The sequence below is a fragment of the Planctellipticum variicoloris genome (assembly GCF_030622045.1).
Lineage (GTDB): Bacteria > Planctomycetota > Planctomycetia > Planctomycetales > Planctomycetaceae > Planctellipticum > Planctellipticum variicoloris.
The window spans coordinates 1,925,717-1,946,520 of sequence record NZ_CP130886.1 but is presented as its reverse complement, the minus strand read 5'-3'; the positions used below and the strand labels follow the sequence as shown (position 1 = coordinate 1,946,520).

Annotated in this window: 18 protein-coding genes; 7 read left to right on the top strand and 11 right to left on the bottom strand. The window is 62.7% G+C overall.

All coding sequences use genetic code 11. From position 1 onward, the window contains the following. From SH412_RS07710 to SH412_RS07700, 3 genes are all read left to right on the top strand, one after another. Complete coding sequence (locus SH412_RS07710; RefSeq protein WP_336522929.1) at window positions 1–2,691, top strand: DUF1549 domain-containing protein; 2,691 nt, start codon at window positions 1–3, stop codon at window positions 2,689–2,691. 125 nt (window positions 2,692–2,816) lie between these two features. Next, a complete protein-coding gene (locus SH412_RS07705; protein WP_336522928.1) occupies window positions 2,817–4,115 on the top strand; it encodes a DUF1501 domain-containing protein in 1,299 nt (432 codons plus the stop codon). 193 nt (window positions 4,116–4,308) lie between these two features. After that, window positions 4,309–4,800: a hypothetical protein gene (locus tag SH412_RS07700; RefSeq protein WP_336522927.1), complete on the top strand. Its 492-nt coding sequence runs from the start codon at window positions 4,309–4,311 to the stop codon at window positions 4,798–4,800. Window positions 4,801–5,033: 233 nt separating this feature from the next. On the opposite strand, the gene SH412_RS07695 is transcribed toward SH412_RS07700, so the two are convergent. The 4 genes from SH412_RS07695 to SH412_RS07680 all read right to left on the bottom strand — a co-directional run bounded on the left by SH412_RS07695 (window position 5,034) and on the right by SH412_RS07680 (window position 10,027). Then, window positions 5,034–6,146, bottom strand: coding sequence for an ABC transporter permease (locus SH412_RS07695; RefSeq protein ID WP_336522926.1), 1,113 nt, complete (start codon window positions 6,144–6,146; stop codon window positions 5,034–5,036). A 281-nt stretch (window positions 6,147–6,427) separates the two neighbouring features. Then, window positions 6,428–7,951, bottom strand: a complete 1,524-nt coding sequence (locus tag SH412_RS07690; RefSeq protein ID WP_336522925.1) for a sugar ABC transporter ATP-binding protein — start codon at window positions 7,949–7,951, stop codon at window positions 6,428–6,430. Beyond that, window positions 7,941–8,504, bottom strand: coding sequence for a TIR domain-containing protein (locus SH412_RS07685; RefSeq protein ID WP_336522924.1), 564 nt, complete (start codon window positions 8,502–8,504; stop codon window positions 7,941–7,943). The genes SH412_RS07690 and SH412_RS07685 overlap by 11 nt, the downstream gene beginning before the upstream one ends. A gap of 467 nt (window positions 8,505–8,971) precedes the next feature. Next, a complete protein-coding gene (locus SH412_RS07680) occupies window positions 8,972–10,027 on the bottom strand; it encodes a sugar ABC transporter substrate-binding protein (protein ID WP_336522923.1) in 1,056 nt (351 codons plus the stop codon). A 236-nt stretch (window positions 10,028–10,263) separates the two neighbouring features. On the opposite strand from SH412_RS07680, the gene SH412_RS07675 reads away from it, so the two are divergent. The 4 genes from SH412_RS07675 (at window position 10,264) to SH412_RS07660 (ending at window position 13,372) form a co-directional block, all read left to right on the top strand. Beyond that, complete coding sequence (locus tag SH412_RS07675; protein WP_336522922.1) at window positions 10,264–11,199, top strand: thioredoxin family protein; 936 nt, start codon at window positions 10,264–10,266, stop codon at window positions 11,197–11,199. A 155-nt stretch (window positions 11,200–11,354) separates the two neighbouring features. Next, window positions 11,355–12,110, top strand: a complete 756-nt coding sequence (locus tag SH412_RS07670; RefSeq protein ID WP_336522921.1) for a DUF6985 domain-containing protein — start codon at window positions 11,355–11,357, stop codon at window positions 12,108–12,110. Between the two features lie 233 nt (window positions 12,111–12,343). Then, the gene (locus SH412_RS07665; protein WP_336522920.1) at window positions 12,344–12,493 is read left to right on the top strand and encodes a hypothetical protein; all 150 of its coding nucleotides are present in this window, start codon (window positions 12,344–12,346) and stop codon (window positions 12,491–12,493) included. A gap of 162 nt (window positions 12,494–12,655) precedes the next feature. Beyond that, a complete protein-coding gene (locus tag SH412_RS07660) occupies window positions 12,656–13,372 on the top strand; it encodes a hypothetical protein (protein WP_336522919.1) in 717 nt (238 codons plus the stop codon). 143 nt (window positions 13,373–13,515) lie between these two features. Here SH412_RS07660 and SH412_RS07655 read toward each other — a convergent pair whose 3' ends face one another. The 7 genes from SH412_RS07655 to SH412_RS07625 all read right to left on the bottom strand — a co-directional run bounded on the left by SH412_RS07655 (window position 13,516) and on the right by SH412_RS07625 (window position 20,763). Next, the gene (locus SH412_RS07655; RefSeq protein ID WP_336522918.1) at window positions 13,516–14,307 is read right to left on the bottom strand and encodes a sulfite exporter TauE/SafE family protein; all 792 of its coding nucleotides are present in this window, start codon (window positions 14,305–14,307) and stop codon (window positions 13,516–13,518) included. Between the two features lie 11 nt (window positions 14,308–14,318). Further along, window positions 14,319–14,474, bottom strand: a complete 156-nt coding sequence (locus SH412_RS07650; protein ID WP_336522917.1) for a hypothetical protein — start codon at window positions 14,472–14,474, stop codon at window positions 14,319–14,321. 203 nt (window positions 14,475–14,677) lie between these two features. After that, a complete protein-coding gene (locus SH412_RS07645; protein ID WP_336522916.1) occupies window positions 14,678–16,375 on the bottom strand; it encodes a cation:proton antiporter domain-containing protein in 1,698 nt (565 codons plus the stop codon). 218 nt (window positions 16,376–16,593) lie between these two features. Beyond that, window positions 16,594–17,787 (bottom strand): NAD(P)/FAD-dependent oxidoreductase, encoded by a 1,194-nt coding sequence (locus SH412_RS07640; RefSeq protein ID WP_336522915.1) that lies wholly within the window; start codon window positions 17,785–17,787, stop codon window positions 16,594–16,596. Between the two features lie 124 nt (window positions 17,788–17,911). Beyond that, the gene (locus SH412_RS07635; RefSeq protein WP_336522914.1) at window positions 17,912–18,457 is read right to left on the bottom strand and encodes a DsrE family protein; all 546 of its coding nucleotides are present in this window, start codon (window positions 18,455–18,457) and stop codon (window positions 17,912–17,914) included. Between the two features lie 23 nt (window positions 18,458–18,480). Beyond that, the gene (locus SH412_RS07630) at window positions 18,481–19,293 is read right to left on the bottom strand and encodes a sulfite exporter TauE/SafE family protein (RefSeq protein ID WP_336522913.1); all 813 of its coding nucleotides are present in this window, start codon (window positions 19,291–19,293) and stop codon (window positions 18,481–18,483) included. Window positions 19,294–19,350: 57 nt separating this feature from the next. Continuing rightward, window positions 19,351–20,763 carry an MBL fold metallo-hydrolase gene (locus SH412_RS07625; RefSeq protein WP_336522912.1) on the bottom strand — a complete coding sequence of 471 codons (1,413 nt, stop codon included), beginning with the start codon at window positions 20,761–20,763 and terminating at the stop codon, window positions 19,351–19,353. Window positions 20,764–20,804: the final 41 nt, after the last annotated feature.

Below are 20,804 nucleotides of genomic sequence, written 5' to 3'. Positions count from 1 at the left end.
ATGCGATGCACTTGGTCGATCGCCTTCCTGATGGCGGCGGCAACGAACCTGCCGGGGGCTGACGAACGGGCGCCGATCGACACGCGGTACGGCGACGACGCGGTGAAGGAGCAGCCCGACTTCCGGCAGCATGTCGTTCCGCTGATGGGGAAACTGGGCTGCAACGGCCGGGCCTGCCACGGGTCGTTCCAGGGACAGGGGGGATTCCGCCTGTCTCTGTTCGGATACGACTTCAAAGCCGACCACGAGAACCTGCTGGCCGGCGATGAGCCGCGGATCAACAAGGCCGAGCCGGTTCAGAGCCTGGTCCTCACCAAGCCGCTGCAGGAAATTCCTCACGAGGGGGGCACCCGGCTCGAAAAGGGGACCTGGCAGTATCGCGTGATGCGGAAGTGGCTGGAGGACGGCGCCGTCGGCGTCACGGACAAGACCGCAGAGTTCGTGAAGCTGGAAGTCACGCCCGGCGAACTGGTGGCGAAACAGCGGGGCGACACCTGGCAGCTCAAGGCGATCGCCGTCTGGTCGGACGGAACGCGGGAAGATGTGACGCCGCTGTGCCGGTTCCAGAGCAACAATGACCAGGTGGCGACGATCGAACAGTCCGGCAAGGTGACTGCGACGGGGCCGGGGGATTCGCATGTCGTCGCCTTCTACGACAATGGGGTCGTGCCGATTCCGGTGATTCATCCGGTGTCCGACAAGATTGGGCCGAATTATCCCAGCGTGCCGACACCGACGAAGATCGACGAGCTGGTCGTCGAGAAGCTGAAGAAGCTGGGGGAAGTCCCGTCGGAACTGAACAGCGACGCCGACTTCCTGCGACGCGTGTCGCTGGACATGACTGGCACGCTGCCGACGGCGGTCGAGACGACGGCGTTTCTGGCGGACGCATCGGCCGACAAGCGAGCCAAGAAGATCGACGAGCTGCTGGAACGTCCCGGCTACGCCGCCTGGTGGGCGACGAAGTTCTGCGACTGGACGGGAAATAACGAGCGTTACAACCAGAACAATGGTCCGGACCGTCGGACGGTTGCGTCGCAGGCCTGGTACGAATGGGTCCGGGTCCGGTTCGAGAAGAACATGCCGTATGACGAGATCGTCGAAGGGATCGTGCTGGCCCGCAGCCGGCTCGACGACGAGTCGTACGAGGACTACTGCAAGCGGATGAGCAGCTATCAGCACAAGGAGGGCGAGGCCTCGTTCGCCGATCAGCCCTATCTGCCGTATTACTGGAGCCGGTCGAATTTCAGGTCCACCGAAGAGCGGGCGTTGGGATTTGCCTATTCGTTCCTGGGGGTGCGGATCCAGTGCGCCCAGTGCCACAAGCATCCGTTCGATCAATGGACCAAGGACGACTTTGACAGGTTCGAAGGATTCTTCGCCCGCGTCACGTACGGTTCCGCACCGGGCACTCGCGATGACGAGCAGAAGATGATGGCTGATCTGGGAGTTGATACGAAGAACCAGAACGCCAATCAGCAGGCCAACGAATTGATCAAGCTCGTCAATCAGGGCAAGACGGTTCCGTACCGGGAGACGTTCATCCCCGCTCCGCAGAATCCGAACCGACGGGCGGACGCGAAGAAGGACAAGAATAAGAAACGGCCGCAACTGGTCGCAGGTCGGACGGCTACGGTCCTGGGGGGCGACGAGATCAAGATTGACGAAATGGAGGATCCCCGGCAAGCGCTGATGGACTGGATGCGGGACGACGCCAACCCCTACTTCGCCCGGGCTATCGTGAACCGGGTCTGGGCCGGGTACTTCAACGTCGGGATCGTCGAACCGCCGGACGATTTGAGCCTGGCCAATCCGCCCAGCAACGAAGCCCTGCTGGATTATCTGGCGGATCAGTTCCAGGCGCACGGCTACGACATGAAGTGGCTGCACCGGGAAATCGCCAACAGCCGGACCTACCAGTTGAGCTGGCAGACGAACGAGACGAATCGGCTCGACGAACGGAACTTCGCCCGGGCGGTTCCCCGGCGGATTCCGGCCGAGGTGACTTACGACGCGATCCGTGTCGCGACGGCCAGCGACGAAGAGGCGGCCAAGTTGCAGTCCAGCGTGAAGGGGCGGGCTGTCGCCGATCCGATCGTTTCGCCGCAGGGCCGTGGCAACGCGAATTACGCCCTGACCGTGTTCGGCCGGTCGATCCGCGAGAGCAACTGCGACTGCGACCGCTCGATGGAGCCCAGCCTGCTGCAGACGGTCTACCTGAAGAACGACCAGGAACTGCTGACGATGATCAGCCGCAAGGGAGGCTGGGTCGATCAGATGGTCCGGGGTTCGTCGGCCGCCGCCGATTTGGAGGAGGAATCCGCCACCGCGCGGCGCAACGCCGAGCGGGTCGTCGATCGGATGGAGAACCGCCTGAAGAAGGCGAAGGCTAACGGGAAGGACGAGCTGGTCAAACAGGCCGAGCAGGAACTGGCGGCCGCGAAGAAGCGGGCGGCGGAGCTGCGGAAAATTGCCGAGAAGGCCGACGACGAGAAGGTGGCCGTCCGCGACGAAGCGCAGATCGCCTCGATCGTGAACCAGGCTTACCTGCGGACGCTGAATCGCCCGCCGGTGGATGACGAAGCCAAGCGGGCGGCGGCGTACTTCCACGAGAACGGCGATCTGGCAGTGGCCACTCGGGATCTGTTGTGGGCGCTGCTCAATACCAAAGAATTCGTGGTCAATCACTGATGACCGGCGAACCTGTCGCTTGCAGCCTGCACGGAACCCGAGACACTCGACTCCAGAAATCATTTTCGACAGACAACAGCGGGCGGGGTCAGCTCCCCGTCGAACTTCAGAAAGGATCCTGACTCATGGCGGTGCACCGGACCTGTGATGGGATGCAGCGGCGGGATTTCCTCCGCGTGGGTGTTCTGGGAACTTCGGCAGTGACGCTGGCCAATTACCTGCAATGGTCGCAGGCGGCGGAAGCGACCGGCGCGAAGGCGAAGTCGGCGATCTTCATCAATCTCGCGGGGGGGCCGACGCACCTCGACACGTTCGACATGAAGCCGAACTCTCCGTCGGAGTATCGGGGCGAATTCAACCCGATCCAGACCAACATCCCTGGAATCGAAATCTCCGAGCACCTGCCCAAGCTTGCCCAGAGCATGGACAAGTTCGTCATCCTGCGCGGCATTACGCATTCGCTGGCGGCTCACGAACTGGGCTCGCAATATGTGAATACCGGTAACCGGCCGATTCCCTCGCTCGAATTCCCCGGCTATGGCGCGGTCATCAGCAAAGAACTGGGCGGGCCGGAAGAGCTGCCGGCCAACGTGGCGATTCCCAATACCGCCCAGAAGACCGGCTACCTGGGGGTTCGTTACGCCGCGCTGAGCACCGGTTCGACGCCGAAGGCGGGCCAGCCCTACAGCGTCCGCGGCGTTTCGCTCGGCGGTGGCCTGACGGTCACGGAAGTTGAACGGCGGCAGAATCTGCTGAGCGATCTGGACCAGACTTTCCGGGCCGTTGAGAAGGACAGCCAGCTTCTGGATGGTCTGGACCGGTTCTCGGAGCAGGCCCATACCATCATCACGTCCCGGCGGGCGCGGGATGCCTTCAACACGGCCCTCGAATCCCCGTCGTTTGCCGAGCAGTTCGGCGACACGCCGTTCGGTCAGAGCTGCCTGCTGGCCAGCCGGCTGGTGGAATCGGGCGTGCGGTTTGTCACGATCCAGAACGGCGGCTGGGATACTCACAACGACGGCTGGACGCGGCTGAAGAACAACCTGCTGCCGCCGCTCGACGCCGGGCTGTCGGCCCTGCTGAACGGCCTGCACCAGAAAGGTCTGCTGGAATCGACCGCCGTCTTCGTAACGGGCGAATTCGGCCGGACGCCGAAGATCAACACGCAGCGGGTCGGACGCGACCACTACGCGCGGGCGATGTTCATGCTGATGGCGGGCGGCGGCGTGAAGCCGGGCCGGGTCATCGGCGCCAGCGACGAGAAGGGGCTTGGGCCGGTCGGCGACGGGCATTCGCCGGATGATGTGGCGGCTTCGTTCTACCACAATCTGGGCATCGATCCGAAGAAGGAATACCAAACGAACATCGGGCGGCCGGTGATGATTGTGCGAGACGGCAACGTGATTCCCGAGCTGTTCGCGTAAGCGCAGATTCAGGGGACATTCGCGCAGACGGGTGACCGGGGCTGGAGCGGCTTCGCGAAGCCCCGGAGATTCACAACTTCTGCGTTTCTCCTTGACTCAGGCAGGGCTGCCTATTGCTGAGGTGAAATGGCTTCGAAGGTATTCAGAGCTTCTTTTTAGCGGTGATCGGACATTTTTCCAGGAGAGACTTCGGATGAGCAAGCTGTTGAGTGGCGTCGTGGCGTTCGGTCTGGTGTGCGCACTGGCCGTTCCGGGTGTGGCCCAGGAGAAGGGCAAAAAGAAGAAGGGCGAACTGCAGGGACCGGCCGCCCAGGCGTTCCAGCTCCCCAAGGAAATCGAACTGACCGCGGAGCAGCAGGAGAAAGTCGCCGCCCTCAAGAAGGAGCTGGGTCCGGGTCTGCAGGCACTGATGAAGAAGCAGAGCGACATCCTGACGGCCGAGCAGAAAGCCGCCCGCAAGGAAGTCGGCGCCAAGAACAAGGCGGACGGCCTTAAGGGCAAAGACGCCAAGGCCGCTGTCGACGCCGCCCTGAAGCTGACCGAAGCTCAGAAGAAGGAATGGGACGCGGCGCAGAAGGAAGTCGCCGCCTACCAGGGCAAGATCAAGGAGAAGCTGCACAGCTTCCTGACTGACGACCAGAAAGCCAAGCTCAAGCCCGCCAAGGGAAAGAAGAAAGCCAAGTAAGACAAACCGTCCAGCAGGTGCGGGCCAGCTCCACTGAGCAGAGAGCCCCGGCGATCCCCAGGATCGCCGGGGCTCTCTTATCATTGGTCTTTGGTGATTTGTTCTTGGCGATTTGTCAGCCGTCGCTGAATTCCCTGCTCGATCCCAGGCTCCGCCTGGGATCGCCTCTTCGCGAGGCTCCGCCTCGCTCTTCTCTCCGGCTTTCCGCTCTCAGTCCACCGCTTTCCACTCCGTCATCCTCTTCGCCGGGCCAGTAATCGTCCCTGAATCACCAGCGCCAGCAGCAGGGCCACGCCGAGCAGGAAGGGTCGGAGCATGTCGAACTGCGTCACCACCGACGACTGCAGCGCCCACTCCTTCCATGCCGGCGAGAGGGGCCAGGACTTCACCAGCCGGACAACGTTGATCAGATTCAGCCCGACCTGCAGCACCATGAAGGTCGCCACGCCGATCAGCGTCCGGCCGATCCCCCCTTCCCCGCCGAACAGGCTCGTCCCTCCGAGGACCACACAGGCGACTGCGTTGAGCAGCAGGTCGGCGTTCTGATCGAGGCTCACGCTGTTGAGCCGGCCGGCATTGAGCATGCCCCCCAGCCCCGCTGTCACCGCTGAGATCGACAGACACGCCACAATGATGCGATTGGTGGGAACACCCGACAGCCGGGCGGCTTCCCGATTCCCTCCCGTCATGTAGACAAACCGGCCGAACCGCAGATGCTGCAGCACGAGGTGCGCAACCAGCAGCACGACCGCGGCCACGGCGGCGCTCTTCGGGCACCGGAAGCCGAGCGGCAACTGCCAGGAGCCGTTCCCCAGTTCCTGCAGCAGCTGCGGCACGGAGAACTTCCGGCTGCCGGTCAGAAAGCGAGACAGTCCCAGCGCGATATTCATCATCGCCAGGGAGATGATAAAACTCGGCAACCCCGAGCTGACCGTGAGCACGCCGGTCAAGGCCCCAAGCGCGAGCACCAGCAGTAGAGGCGGCACGAGAACTCGCAGCAGAGTCCAGAGCGAAACGACCGGCGGAGGCCCGTCAGCCAGCGATTGCGGCCCGGCAGCCCAGGGCTGCTCCCAGAGGACGCCGCACAGGCAGGCCGCCAGCAGGGCCACCATGCCCACGGAAAGATCGATCTCCGCCGCCAGCAGGACGAACGTCAGCCCGGTAGCGACGATCGCCAGCACGGCCCCCTGCTGCAGCATGATCGTCAGCGTGCGCAGCGAAAGAAAATTCTCCGCCACCACGCTGAACAGGACCATCAGCACCGCCAGCGTGATGAAGGGCGCAAAGTCGGCGATGTCATAACGCCGCTGCAAAGGCAGCTCGGGAGTCTTCGCAGAGGCTGTCATGCCGTCCTCGAGAGGCTATGGAAATGTCAATCGGGAAGTTTCATCGCGGAGACGCAGAGGTCGCGGAGAAATGACTCAGAAGACTCAGTAGAGCGAAAAGTGAGTCGTGATGAGTGAGTCGTGCAAAATGGAAGCGATGTCGCTAAACGGTGGATGGCACTCTCCGTGACTTTGCACTCATCACTACTCAATACTCACTTTTCACTTTCCGGAATTCTTTCTCATCTCAGGCCTTTCTCCGCGTCCTCCGCGTCTCCGCGGTGAATCCTCTTCGTCTTGTCTTACGATAACTCCGCCGCATGCAGCAGATCCTGCCGCGTCACTTTGCCCGAATGGAATTCGCGCGTGATCCGGCCGCGCGACATCGTCAGGATCCGGTCTGCGTGGGCCAGCAGCAGTTCGGGTTCGGTCGACGCCAGGATGACCGCCGCCCCACTCCGCTGCTGCTCGGCAGCGAGCTGCATCACTTCGGATTTGGCATGGACGTCCATGCCGCGCGTCGGCTCTTCCAGCAGCAGCACGCGGATCGGCCCCAGCAGCCACTTGGCAAAAACCACCTTCTGCTGATTCCCCCCCGAAAGCAAACCGGCTTTCAGCGCCGGGTTCGGCGGTCGGCAGCCGACCCGCTCCAGCAGCGGCCGGCAGGCGACGTATTCCTGGCGACGGGTGATCCAGCGCCCCAGCGTGCGCGACAGGTGTGCCAGAGTCGCATTGTGAGCCACCGGCGCATGCCGGGCGACCGTTCGGCCCCGATCGGCCGCCACCAGCACCACGCCGGACCGGACCGCCGCCGGAACATCTCCCGTACGGAGTTTCTGGCCGTCGAGCTGAAGCTGCCCCGATTCGGGAGTCACGGCTCCCGCCAGGGCCTGCACCAGTTCCTGATGGCCGGCTCCCACGAAGCCGTAGAGTCCGAGGCATTCGCCGGCTTTCACACTGAGGGACACGTCATCAAACAGGCCTGAGCGTGAGAAGTGCTGCACGTCCAGGCGACTGGCTGCCGCCGACGGGGAGGGCAACGTGGCTTCGACCGTTTCTTCATTCGCGGCGTCCCCCTCTTTGCCAACCATCCGTTCGATGATCGCATGCCGGGTCAGCGCACTGGCCGGCTGCGTATCGACCTGCCGACCGTCGCGCAACGTGGTGACGCGGTCGCAGACGGCGAGGACGTCTTCGAGAAAATGGCTGATAAACACCATCGCCACGCCGCGCTGCCGCAGCCGGTCCATCAGTTCGAACAGCCGGCGGGCTTCCGGCAGGCTGAGCGCGCTGGTCGGCTCATCCAGAATCAGAATCCGCGCGCCGCTGTGAAGGCCGCGGGCAATCTCGACCATCTGGCGGATCACCAGAGGATAGGAATCGAGCCGCCGCCGGACGTCGATTTGAATCTGCAGCTCGGCCAGGCACTCTTCCGCCCGGCGGCGCATCGCAGACCAGTCGACCGTCCCCCAGCGGTTCAGCGGCTGCCGGCCGAGACAGAGATTCTCCGCCACGGAAAGCTGCCCGATACCCGACAGCTCCTGATAGACCATCGCGATGCCGAGCTTCAGCGAATCGCGCGGCGACTCCAGCCGGACTTCGCGGCTGTCGACGCGGATCTGCCCTTCGTAATGCGGCACCGCGCCTGCGAGGACTTTCATCAGCGTGCTCTTGCCGGCGCCGTTACAGCCGACGAGGCCGTGAACTTCGCCCGGACGGACATCCCAGTCGACGTCCTGCAGCGCCGGCACGCCGCTGTAGCGGACGGTGATGGCCTGACAGTCGAGCAGGGGTCGCGCTTCCGCTGACGACGGACTATTTGTCATAGAGGACGGCCCGCAGATGCAGTTTCAAGGCACGCTCGACTTCACTTTTCCCACCGATCGTGTCGTCGTAGAAGATCACCCGATAGGGACGGAGGTCGAACGGCAGTTGATCGACATCGGCCCGACGAGCCAGCAGAATCACGGGTTTATTCAACGCGTGCGCGTAACCGACCTCGTAGAACACATTGGGATTCGGCGAACTGATTTCCGCAACAATGACGTGAGCTTCCTGAATCTGTCGACGGATGTCTTCAAGGATGTTTCCTGGGCCCTGGATTTCATCGACTCGCTTCACGTCGAACTTTTCGGCCTTGGCAACTCGCTGGATCACCTTGTTGTAGAACGTATCGAACGGCTCTTTGAAGGGCATCACCACGAAGACCTGCGGCTGTCTCCTGGAGACCTCGGTGTCCCGGAAGGTCATGGGGGCCGAACCAAACGCGAAGAGCCCGAACCCAGCCCCCTCCAGCGGTTCCGGAAGGATGTACTGGGAAATCACATCAACGCCATTAACGGTGAGAGTCGCCGACTGGCCGGCCAAGCTCAGCGTCATCGTGTAATCTTCGTTCTCTGACAAATTGGCAATCGAACCTTCGGCAGTGACCGATCGCCAGCCAACTCCGGGATCAAAGCTCAGAATTCCATAGCCGCGGTCGAATCCCCCAAGACCGGCTGCATAATAGCGTTCGCCCCGATTCCGAAAGCCGAACAGAATACCCGCCGTCGTGCCGCGGCAACGGCTCAACCGGACGACAGTTCGGATTCGTCCGTCGCGAAATGTCCCTGAGGCCAGTGCGATCCCAAACTCTGCCCCCATTCCCGGTGGTTCAAATGTTGCCTCAGCCGTACTTAACGGACTTTCTCCGTACACGGCTTCGCCCGCATGGAACTTCCACCGGCCGGCGATCGCCGCCCAGCGAGAGACTTTCTGCGGCCTGGCTTCGTCGATCACGGGATTGTTTTTTTCCGAGCTTTGCACTGGCGGCACGCTGCTTCTCCACAAAAGGACACGCCGCAATTCTACACCAGACAGTGAGCGTCCGCCGAGAGGTAATACATCGCGTCGAGCGTCTGCTGGTCGTCGCGGGTGACCAGCGGACCGGGGGTGATGATCACCTCGGGCACGGTCTCGATCGCCTCCTTGTTGCGGACGATGAACTGGCCGACGATCAGGGCCATCTGGTGAATCAGGCAGACCGGATTGACGGCGGTCGAGGCGAGATCGCCCGACTTGATCGCGTCGAGGCCTTCCTTCTGTCCGTCGACGGCGGCCACGACCATGTCTTTGTGGATCGAATTCTTCAGCGACGGAATGCAGCCCAGGGCCATGTCGTCGCTGTGAAAGAAGGCGCCGGCGATCGGCGTCGTCTCCTGCTGCAGCAGCGCTTCGAACGTTTCGCGGGCCTTTTCCTTCTTCCAGTCGCACCAGCGGACGCCGCCGCCGACCACTTCGACCTCGGGGTACTTCGCGACGACATTCCGGAAGCCCTGGTCGCGGTCCTTGGCGCCGCTGTGCGCGCTCAGCCCTCCGATGTGGATCACTTTCCCCTTGCCGCCGATCTTCTGCAGCATGTAGCCGGCGCTCATTTCGGCCATCTTCACGTGGTCGGGCATCACTTCGCACCAGACGCCGACGTCGCGCATCTTGCTCATTTCGACGACGAGCGTATCCATCGAAATGACCGGAATCCCCCGTTCCTTGAGCTGCTTGACCGGCTCGACAAGCGAGTCGATCTGCACCGCCTGGAAGCAGCAGAAATCGAAGTTCTGCCCGGCGATCAGGTCGATCTTGTTCCGCTGCCGTTCGGGGTCGAATTCGCCGTCGACCCATTCGATTTCGACATTGAGCAGCTTGCCCCACAGCTCCGCCGTCCGCTTTCCCTGGGTACACCAGGTACTCTGCAGCCCGGCGTTCGAAAAGCAGGCCCTGAGGGGCTTCTGGCCGCCGCCAGAACCGGTGACGGCTTCCCCAGCAGGCTGACCGGCGCATCCCGCGAGCCCCATGCCGGCCAGGGCGGTCGAACCGAGGGTCAGGCGTTCCAGGAACTCACGACGGGACGGGGCAGGAGTGGACATCACGGAAGCTCATCGAAAGGAGTCGAATCAGAAAGAAGAGATGCGACTATCCTGATGCGTGGTGCGATGTGACGCAAGGGGGCGAGGCGCAACATCGGACGACAGGATCGCCCACGTCGAGAACGACGTTGCTCAATGGCAGATCCGAATGGCGGATCGAAAGTCTTGCACAGATGCAACGTCGATGGCATATTCATCGGAACTGGATATTTGTTTCCATCGGTCGGGAGACTGCCATGAGGTGCGGACTACTGGGGCTGGCGATCGCGGGACTGCTGATGGGTGCGCAACCAGCATCAGCCCAGGTGCGCAAGGGGGGCAAGCCGGCGGTTTCGCCGCTGTTTCTGAACATGCAGGCCACCGGCAAGCCGGCGCTGATCATCGCCGGCAGCGTCGACTGCATCTATTGCCGGGAAATGTCGCAGGAGCTGGCGTCGGATCCGGCGCTCCAGCCGCTGGTGAACCAGATGTTTGTGGTCAAAGTCGACACGGCCTCGCGCGACTGGCCCGACCTGCGACAGACGTTCCAGTTCGAAGAGAGCGGCATCCCCGCGGTGTTTTTCGTCCGCGCCGACGGCAAACTGCTCTACAGCGATGCCGGCAAGCCGCGCGATCTGCAGGGGTTCCTCACGAAGCAGCTCGATCAATCCGGCAAGCTGCTCGACGACAAGACTATGAAGGCTCTCGTCCGGGACGCCAGGCTCGCCGAGCAGGCGCATAAGCGCAAGGACTTCGCAAAGCTGGCGACCCTCGTTCAGGACCATCACGGCACCGGCAGCTATGCGGCCGCCGCGCTGCTGTTCGACCGGCTCGGCGAAGAGTTGGTGGCCGAGGCGACGCGACGGATCGAGGCCGCCGAGAAGCAGCTTTCCGACGGGGACGCCGCGTTCGACGGGGTGCTGGCGTTCCTGGATCTGGAGCGAGAATTCGGGACCTACGAGGCTGCGAAGGCGCCGATTGCGGCAGCTCTGAAGGGGATCGAGGAGCATGCTGACCGAAAACCGCTGCTGGAGCAGGCCAGGCTGGTGGCTCCGGCTCGCGACGCGGAACAGGCGAAGAAGTGGAAGGCGGCCGCGGAAACGTATCAACGGCTCGTGGAAACGGCGCCGGACAGCCCGGCGGGGAAATATGCAGCGGAGCGGCTGAAAGTGGTCGGGCCGCGGGTGAGATAGAGCTGGCCGGCGTTACGCCCTGACCGTCGGCAGGCAGGCGACGACGCGGCTCCTTTCAGACAGCATCGCCCAGCCACACTCGAGTCTCCGAAATCGAACTTTCGCAATTTGTGACCGTGCTTTTCGATCTCTCCAACCAACTCAGTGAGGTGCTGATGAAGCTCAAGGCCATCACTCATCCCGTTGTCGGTCGCCTCGTTCCCGATGAATGGGAAGAATCGCTGTTGTGCTTTCGCGAGATTCCTCCCCTGAAACAATTTGTCGCGGGATTGTCGGCGGACGCGCTGAATCACCTCGACGACAACGAACGCAAACTTGTTGAGAGCTGGAAAGAGGTTCCAGGCAAGCTGGTCAAACATTGCCGCGAAAACCAGATCTTCGATGGCCTGAGAGCACTGGGTGTCTTCGAGGTAGCGTTTGAGAAGATTCGCAACGGGACGCCGTCGGAAGAACAGGTCGCTGCCTATCAGAATTTTCAGGAGCACCAGGTCCGGATCTGCGGCAACGTCGCTGAGGCCCTGTTGCGATACTACCGCGTCGCTCGCACCTCCGATGAGGAGTGGTTTGACGACAACGACTGCCCCGAAGCCGCGAGCGTCGACGAACTGGCGGCACTCGCGGCACTCGACAGTGTGAGTTTTACAAAACATCACTGCGAGGGACTCTCGATACTTTTGCTCAGTTGGCAAGTCGACTGGGACGTCGAGCATGGTCTTTCCATGGCGGTCTGGAAAGATCAGGTCGTCGGCATCGGTATGGAGGATATCTACGATCTGTCGGATCTTGAGCAGGCGGATTTCCTGGTCTGGAACCGCTCCCACATGACGGAGTCCGAGCGAGAGCACCTGGCGCGCGTGTCGGAGTCCATCGGCGAATCCGATGACGATGATGACGAGGACGACGATTGGTAGGAGCTCCGACTTCGCTCCGACTCCGCCGCAAAACGGGACTCTTTGCCTCGCTCTGCTGCGGATTCCACGTCATCAATGGCCGGCCGGACTCCCCCGACCGCATCGCCATCCGTTTCCGCGGCATTCGGAGAGACCGGCCAAGGATCTCCGCCATGCATTCTCGATTCTCGCTATGCTGAGAGGAGCGAAACGGTTTCTCCGTTCCGCTCCTCTCTTCTGAAGGGAATCGCATCATGACCGTCTGTCCCGTCGCTCTCGCCGTCGGTTGCAAGAAATGTCCCATTTTTGCGGTCTGTCCGGTGAAAACGATCATCGGCGACTACAAGCCGCCTGTCTCCGGAACCAGCCCGCCTGGCGCTCATCCGAAACAAGGCGGACGATAGAGTCGGAACCTCGCTCGACACCCGCCCTGAGCCTTGCCTCGTGGACTATTGAGACCGTTTACTTGAAATCTTCAACATCCGCCTCGGAATGTGCGGCCTGATGCGCGCGGCGGTTCGTTTTCGTTATATAGCATATGCGCACTCTATCCGACGGATATCACCATGAATGAGTCCTCGTTGCCACACTTTGAAGAATTGGCACGGAAGCTCTATCACTTCTCAATTGAAGACTATGCGCGAGGCAGCGATGAAATGGAAGAAATCGCTATCGACGCCTGCAGACCGACGATTGCCGCAATTACGCTTGCAGAAGAGTATGCGGCTCTCATTCTAACATCTCGCATGGACACTCATCTGGCGGAAATGCTTCGCAGCCTATGTCGATTCGGAGACGCAGACAAGCTTCTGTTCGACAGTTTTAAGCCGTTGGGTTCGTTCTCAGCAAAGATTAATGCATCGTATGCGTTTGGCCTGATTACTCTCACAATGTTCAAAGCCTTGGACTACGCGAGAGAGATTCGCAATTGCTATGCGCACACCGACGATCCGACAAAAGCGAGAACTGACCCCAAGTATCTTCGTGCTCAACGCCGGCTACTGACGATCGACAAGAAACATACGGCCGAATGTGTGTCTCGAATGCGTGAGTCATACGATCATTCTGTTGACGTCGGTGTGCCTGGCAGACCTCCAACGGATGTAATTGCCGTGATGCACGACATCTGCAACACTCTCCGCCACATAGCAATCATATATCGCGTTCACGCAAAGACGAACGAGCCGCACTTTTCATTCGGGTGCTTTGGTTGGGCAGACATGGAGACGGAGTCGCGCAAAGTGCAGATGGAGCAGATTTCCAAAACACCGGATTCCAACTAGCGACCGAGTTCGACTCGCCGCTTTGAAATTGGCAGAGGACGACTTGAAAATCTGAGAATTCGATCACCGTTGCCGCAAAATCGGGCGAAGTGAGTTTGTCCGTCTTCCGACATTCCGCCTTCGTCATTCGTCTTTTCCGCAACTCACCCCAGCGTCCGCGCCAGCAGACGCACGCCCACGAGGCAGAGCGCCAGGGCCAGCAGCCGGACGATCAGCGAGCCCTGCAGGCGGGCGGAGAGAGCCGCTCCCAGCGGGGCGCCCATCATGACGCCGATCGACAGCGACAGGGTCTGAGCCACCCCGCGCTCAAACTCTCCCAGCACGATGTGCGTCGCCGTCGCGGTCAGCGCCATGAATGTCAGCACGAAGTGCGAGGTCGCCGTGGCGATGTGGGGCGGCATCCGCAATCCGCGGATCAGGAACGGGACGTGGATGATCCCGCCGCCGATGCCGAGCAGGCTGGAGAAGACCGCGATATAGGCGCTCCCCAGCGAACCGACGAGCATCCGCCCGTCCTTCACGGCCGCGGTTTCACCGTCCGGTACGCGGCTCGCGGAACCCACGGGACTGACCATCAGAAAACCGCCGATCCCCACGAGCAGCAGGCCGAACAGCGGGTCAAACAGGCTTCGCGGAATATTGTGCACCAGAAGCGTCCCCAGGACGGCTCCGGGAAGCCCGGCCAGCGTAAAGAGCGTGCCGGCCCGGTAGTCGATCCGGCCCAGCCGCATATAGGCGATGGTCCCGGAGTACGCGTTGAAGAAGACCACCGCCAGGGCGATGGCGGTGATCGTCGCCGGGGACTCGTGCGGCAGAGCGATCAGCAGAATCGGCACCAGCACCGAACCGCCGCCGGCGCCGACCAGCGTGCCATACGCGCCGACGAGCAGTCCCAGCGGAGCCAGTCGTGCAAACTCCTGCAGTTCCGGAGACACGGCAGGATCCTTCAGATCTGGTAGTCGACCGGCCGTCCCGACGGAAGCGATGAATGCGATGCTGCTGATTCGTCGAGCGGCCAGAAACGCTTCATCAGCCAGTACGTTCCCCAGCCCCAGATCCCGGGCAGGATGGCCGCCAGCAGGAACAGCAGAACGGGCGGCATCCGAACGTCCTCCGGTTGAGACCCCTGCGCCGCGACGTCTCTGTCGCGACGCACGTGGGTATGGTAGACGCTGCTTCGGAAGATTCGAAGTCCGAGCCGGCAAAACGCTCCCGTAGCGGCGACATCCGCCGCGCCAGGCAAATCACTCGGTCCCCGATCTCCCTTGCAGTTGATTGCGGCGCAGCGGGACGTCTCAGCAACAGCTACTTGGAGTCTCCGACTTTCAATGCCGCCACGAACTCCGTGTAGGTTTCCGCGCGCAGCACACGTTCCAGGCTGTGGGGGTCGCGGAAGAGGTGGGAGATGCCGGCGGACAGTTCGAGCTGCACGGTGGGATCGCCCGCCGGAGTGACCAGCAGAAACATGACGTGGACGAGCTGACCGTCGGGGGCGTCGAAATCGACGCCGGCCTCCGACAGCCCCACCACCACCACCGGTTCCCGGACGTCCGGGCTGCGGAGGTGCGGCAGTGCGACGCCGTGCCCGATCCCGGTCGCCGCAATCTGCTCGCGCGCCCAGGCGCCGGCTTCGATCTGATCGGCGTCGAGCCCGCTCTGCGCGGCCGCCGCCGCAGCCAGTTCCCGGATGGCCTCCCGTCGGGACTCCGCCGCCAGGTTCCGCAGAAACAGCTTGGGAGACAGGAACGCCAGGGGCCGGTGAACTTGCCGGCGCAGGATCCGGCGGATCAGCGGTCCGCTGGCGGCGCTGGTGACGATGGCCATGACGACGAGCGCCACGAAGAGTCGCTGGCGGATGATGCCGGCCTCCAGCGCCAGCGTTCCCAGAATGATCTCCATCGCGCCGCGGGCATTCATGGCGATGCCGACCGCCCACTGATCACGGAGCGCCATGCCCCCCCAGCGAGCGCCGAGCACGGCCCCCAGCAGCTTGCCCGCACACGCCAGTCCCAGAACCAGCAGCACCAGCGAAGTGTCGAAGTGCGTCACAAAGTTGACACGCAGACCGATGCTGGCGAAGAACACCGGCGCAAAAATGAACGACACGAACTCGTCGATCATCATTCGGGTTCGTTCCTGCAGGTGAGGCGACGAGCCGAGCGCCACGCCGACCAGGAATGACCCGAAAATCGCGTGAATGCCGATGAACTCGGTCAGGGCGGCCCCGAACAGCGCCATGGTGGCGGCGAAGCCGAGCACTCCTCCCGGAAAGTGCGTATACGCCTGCAGAAACGGCAGAACCCGGTGCATCAGCCAGCGGCCGACGGTCAGCATTCCACCGGCGTAGCAGAGCGTACAGACCAGCGTGGCGCCAATGCTCAGCCCGGCCCCGCGGGTCCCCATCATCCCCAGAATCAGCGAGAAGACTGTCCAGCCGATGAGGTCGTTGAAGATCGCCGCACTGACGACGACCATGCCGAGGTCGGTGCGGTAGAGATCCAGGTCCATGAGCGTTTTCGCGATGACGGGGAGCGCCGAAATGGCCATCGCCGTCGCCAGGAACAGGGCGAAAATCGTCGGGTCGGCGTCGGCCTGCCGGCCGAGGGCGACTGGCGCCAGCCAGGCGCCAGCGAGGCCGAAGGCGAAGGGGATGATGGTCCCCAGCAGGCCGACCTTGAGCGCCGCGCGGCCCTGCCGCCAGACAATCGACAGGTCCACCTCCATGCCGGCAACCAGCAGGAACAGCACGATGGCCAGCGAGCCGATCGCATCCAGGACGACGGCGTTCGGTCCCGTCCAAGGAAACAGCCAGCCTTGCCAGTCCGGCAGCAGCGTGCCAAAGACCGTCGGCCCCAGCAGTACGCCGGCCAGGAGCTCGCCGAGAATGGCCGGCTGATGAAACCGCCGGGCGAGTTCGCCGAGGATGCGGGCGACCCCGATCAGCAACCCGAGGGCCAGCAGCATGATCGTCAGTTCGTCCGCCGCCAGCCGCTGCAAGTCCATCCGCCCTCGGTTCCCCGGTCTCTCCCTCACGTCGCGCTGGCGACCGTCGGCCGCCGCGCACAGCGACGTAAGTTAGTAGGAAACCTGGGAAGGAACAACCTCACGAGAGGCGGTGAATCGCAGGAGTTGTCCGACGTCGGAGGTCCGTTTGGCCAGCCACGGAAACTCCGTGGTCTTCCTTTCGACATTCCGCCTTCGTCATTCGACATTTCCAGACCCTACAAGTACCCCTTCAGCATCCCGTTCCAGTACATCGCCGGCAGGAGGTACTTCTTCAGCAGGTACATCGAATGCCGCTCTTTGGACTGGTCGAACGGAAACGTCTCCTGCGGATTGAGCTCGTAGTCGAACTCGGCGAGAACCAGGCTGCCGTAGCCCGTCACCAGCGGGCAGGAAGTGTAGCCTTTGTACGTTGCGCTCAGCGATTTCCCCTGCACCGCGCAGGCGAGATTCTCGACCAGGACCGGCGCCTGCGCCCGGATCGCGGCCCCGGTCTTGGAGGTCGGCAGTCCGGCGGCGTCGCCGAGAGCGAAGATGTTTGCGAAGCGAGGATGCCGCAAAGAGGACCGGTCGGCCTCGACCCAGCCGTCCGGATTGGCCAGCGGGCTCTGGCGGATAAAATCCGGTGCGCTCATGGGGGGCGTCGCGTGGAGCAAGTCGAAATGAACGGATTCCCGTTCGCCGGTCGCTGCGTTCTCAAGAACCGCTTCATGAGCGTCGCCACGAACCTCGACCAGATTCGTCTTGAAACGGGTCTCGATATTCTTGCGGGCGACCACTTTCTCCAGCGTGGCCCGGTACTTCGGCACCGCGAACAGATTTCCGGCTCCCGAAGCGAAAATGATCTTCGCCTGATCACGCACGCCGGTCCTGCGAAAATAGTCTTCCGCCAGATACATGATTTTCTGCGGCGCGCCGCCGCACTTGACGGGCGTGTTGGGCATGGTGAACAGAGCCGTTCCGCCACGGAACTCGCGAATCGCTTTCCAGGTTTCGTCCACAGTGCCGAAACTGTAATTGCTGCCGACTCCGTTTCGGCCGAGCGTTTCGCGGAGCCCCGGGATCTTGTCCCAGTTGAGCTGAATGCCGGCGGCGACGACAAGAAAGTCGTAGCCGACGTGTCGTCCGCCGACCGTCGTCAGCTCGTTGCGGTCCGGATCGAACGACGCGACGGCGTCGCGAAGCCATTGGACACCCTTCGGAATCACCGAGGCCTCGGGACGTTCGCTGACTTCCTTCGGAAACACGCCCGCGCCGACCAGCGTCCAGATCGGCTGGTAGTAGTGCTTGTCGGAGGGCTCGATCACAGTGATGTCAGCTTGCTTCAACTTTCGACGCAAGCGGGCTGCGACGGAAATGCCGCCAGTCCCGCCGCCAACGATCACGATACGGGGATGAGTCATAGCAGTCATAATGAACCTCACTGGATTGCGGCGTTTCACGCAATGGAGATGTCAGCGGCCTCGTTGAGCGTTGAGAAGACGCTGCTGGCATCGTCGCCTTTCTCAACGCTCGACTCTCAACGCTCAACGTTCTTCAGTGAATCGCGACCGGCAGGTGGCCGTCCTGCTGGCGGTTAATGTTGGCGGTCAGTGCGGAGACGGCGATCGGGACGTTCTTGACCACGCCGTCGATGGGGTATCCCTGACGCGCCAGCGCCTGGCCGCACACGAGGACCTCGACGCCATTGGCCTGCAATCGACGGATGAGTTCGAGGCTCGGGTTCTGCTCGACCTTGGTCGCGGCCTGAAACGCCGCGTCATTTAGGACCGTCTTCGCCGCACCGCCGTGCAGGACCGCCGTCAGCTTCAGACCTTCGACGGGAACGCCGGCCCCGGCGGTCAGGTTGAGATACCGGGCCACCGCTTCGAGCCCCTTGTGCGGCTTGTCGACGGGGGATTCCGAGGTAATGTCGAAGACGACTTTCGCGCCGGCCCGCGGCGGCTCGACGGCGCCGGGGATCTGGACGATGCCGCCGTAGTCGGCGATTCGCGGATGGATCATTTCCGGCTTCGGCGCCACGGCAGAGGCCGCAGCAAGCGTCAACAGGCTTCCGAGGAGGCTGGCGATCAGGGTCTTCATTGAACATTGCTCCGTAAGAGGAATCAGGTCCAGAGAGTTTTTGTAATGACGAACATGGCCACAAAGATAATGGCGATGGCGAAGGTCCGTTGCAGTGTCGTCCCGCTGAGTCGCAGAGCGAGCCGCTGACCGGCCAGCAGACCCAGGATGCCGCCTGCAACAAACACTCCGGTGAGCTGCAGGGGGATTTCCCGTCCCCCGAGCAGGTGGAACGAAACGCCCGAGACCCCGATCAGCGTGATGACCATCAAGGACGTGCCGACGGCGCGCTGCATCCCCATTCCGCTGAAGGCGATGAGAGCCGGGACAATCACGAACCCGCCTCCCACGCCGAACATGCCGGAGAGCACGCCGGTCGCCAGCCCCACCACCATCAGCAGCGAAGCGCAGCGGGAAGTCCAGCGGAGTTTGCCTTCCGGGTCCCGGCGACAGGTCGGGCCGTGGTCGTCGTCGCACGGCATGACCAGATTCAGCGTCGGCTGCGGAGACTTGTTCCACATCCGCCACGCCACCACCGCCATCAATCCCGAGAACGACAGCAGCAGGACCGGGTCGGGAATATAGCTGGAAAGCCAGCCGCCCAGCGGGGCGCCCAGCATCCCGGCCGCGGCGAAGATCAGGCCGGTGGGGATCTCGACCAGTCCCTTCCGCCAGCGGGCGAAGAAGCCGATCAGCGACGTCGCGGCGACGGCGGCCAGCGACACTCCGACGGCGTCACGCGGCGCCACGTGCAGCCAATAAACCAGGAGAGGGACGGCGAAGATCGCCCCCCCTCCCCCGGTCAACCCGAGAGAGAAGCCGACAAGCACGCCGGGCAACAATGCGTGCAGCTCCACGGTCGGTTTCCCTTCTCAAGTTCGAACAATTCCACGACTCGCGACGATCGCCGCAGCCTATCCCTGAGAACAGCAGGTGACGGCCGCAGGCTGCCCGACCGTCGTCCAGGCCTTGTATCCGCCGACAAGGTCCAGAATGTTTCTTCGACCAGCCTGCGCGAGCAGGCTGGCGGCGATGGCCGAGCGGTAGCCCCCCTCGCAATGAATTACGACGGTCCGATTGGCGGGGATCTCGTCGAGGCGTTCCCGCAGATGGTTCAGCGGCAGATGGTGGCTGCCGGCGATCTGACCGGCCTCGCGCTCCTTCGCGGTGCGGACGTCGACGATATAGGGGGCGGACTCGGAGTCGAGCTGCTCCTGCAGGGCGGCGGCGGTAATCCGGTCAATGGTCTCCAGCAGATCCGGTCGCGACTCCAGCGACTGCATGCCCCCCGCCAGATACCCGGCGACGTTGTCGAAACCGATCCGTCCCAGCCGCGTGGCCGCTTCGGTCTCGCCCCCCGGTTCGGCGATCAGGACAATGGGGCGATCGTGACCGATGATGGTCCCGCACCACGTCGCGTACTTGCCGCGGAGAGCGATGTTGAGGCTGCCCCGCAGATGAGCGCCTTCGAAGTCGATCGCATCGCGGACATCCAGGAGCTGTGCGCCGTCCTGCTGCATCTGCAGAACATTTGACACCGTCAGCGGCTTGAGAGTCTGCGTCAGCGTGCTGTCGAGACTGGGACGCTCCTGGCGGTTGCGAATGGCGTCGAACACGAAGTATTCCGGTGCTTCGGGCTGCTCCTCGGTGACGATAGTCTTGAATGCTTCGCGAGTCATCGGCTGCAGGGCGTAGTTGAACTTCTTCTGTTCGCCCATCGTCGACACGGTTTCCTGGCTCAGATTCTTGCCGCACATGGAGCCGGCCCCGTGCGCGGGATAGACCAGCGTGTCGTCCGGCAGCGGCAGCAGCTTGTTGTGCAGCGAATCGTAAAGCATGTCGGCCAGCTCGTCGGCGGTGACGCCGATCGAAGCCAGCAGGTCCGGTCGACCCACGTCGCCGATGAACAGCGTGTCGCCGGTCAGCACCGCGTGCGGATGGGTGTCGCTGAGTGCGAGGTCGTAAACCAGGATCGAGATCCCCTCGGGCGTATGCCCGGGGGTCTCCAGAATCTGCAGACGAACCTTGCCGAACTCGATCACGTCGCCATCGTGGGCCGCGGTCACCGGGTACTCGGCCTCGCCCCGGATGCCAAGATGAATCTCCGCCCCGCAGCGATCGCGGAGCTCAATGTGTCCTGCCAGGAAGTCGGCATGGAAGTGTGTCAGAAAGACGTGTCGGATCGACCAGCCGTTCTGCTCGGCATCGGCAATGTATTGTGCGACGTCGCGCTGGGGGTCGACGACGGCGGCGATCTTCGTCTCCTCGTCGGCGATCATATAGGACGCATGCGCCAGGCAGCCGAGATAATACTGTTTCAGAAACATGAGAGGACCTTTCTGAACAACGGACGGACGTTGTGCGCAGC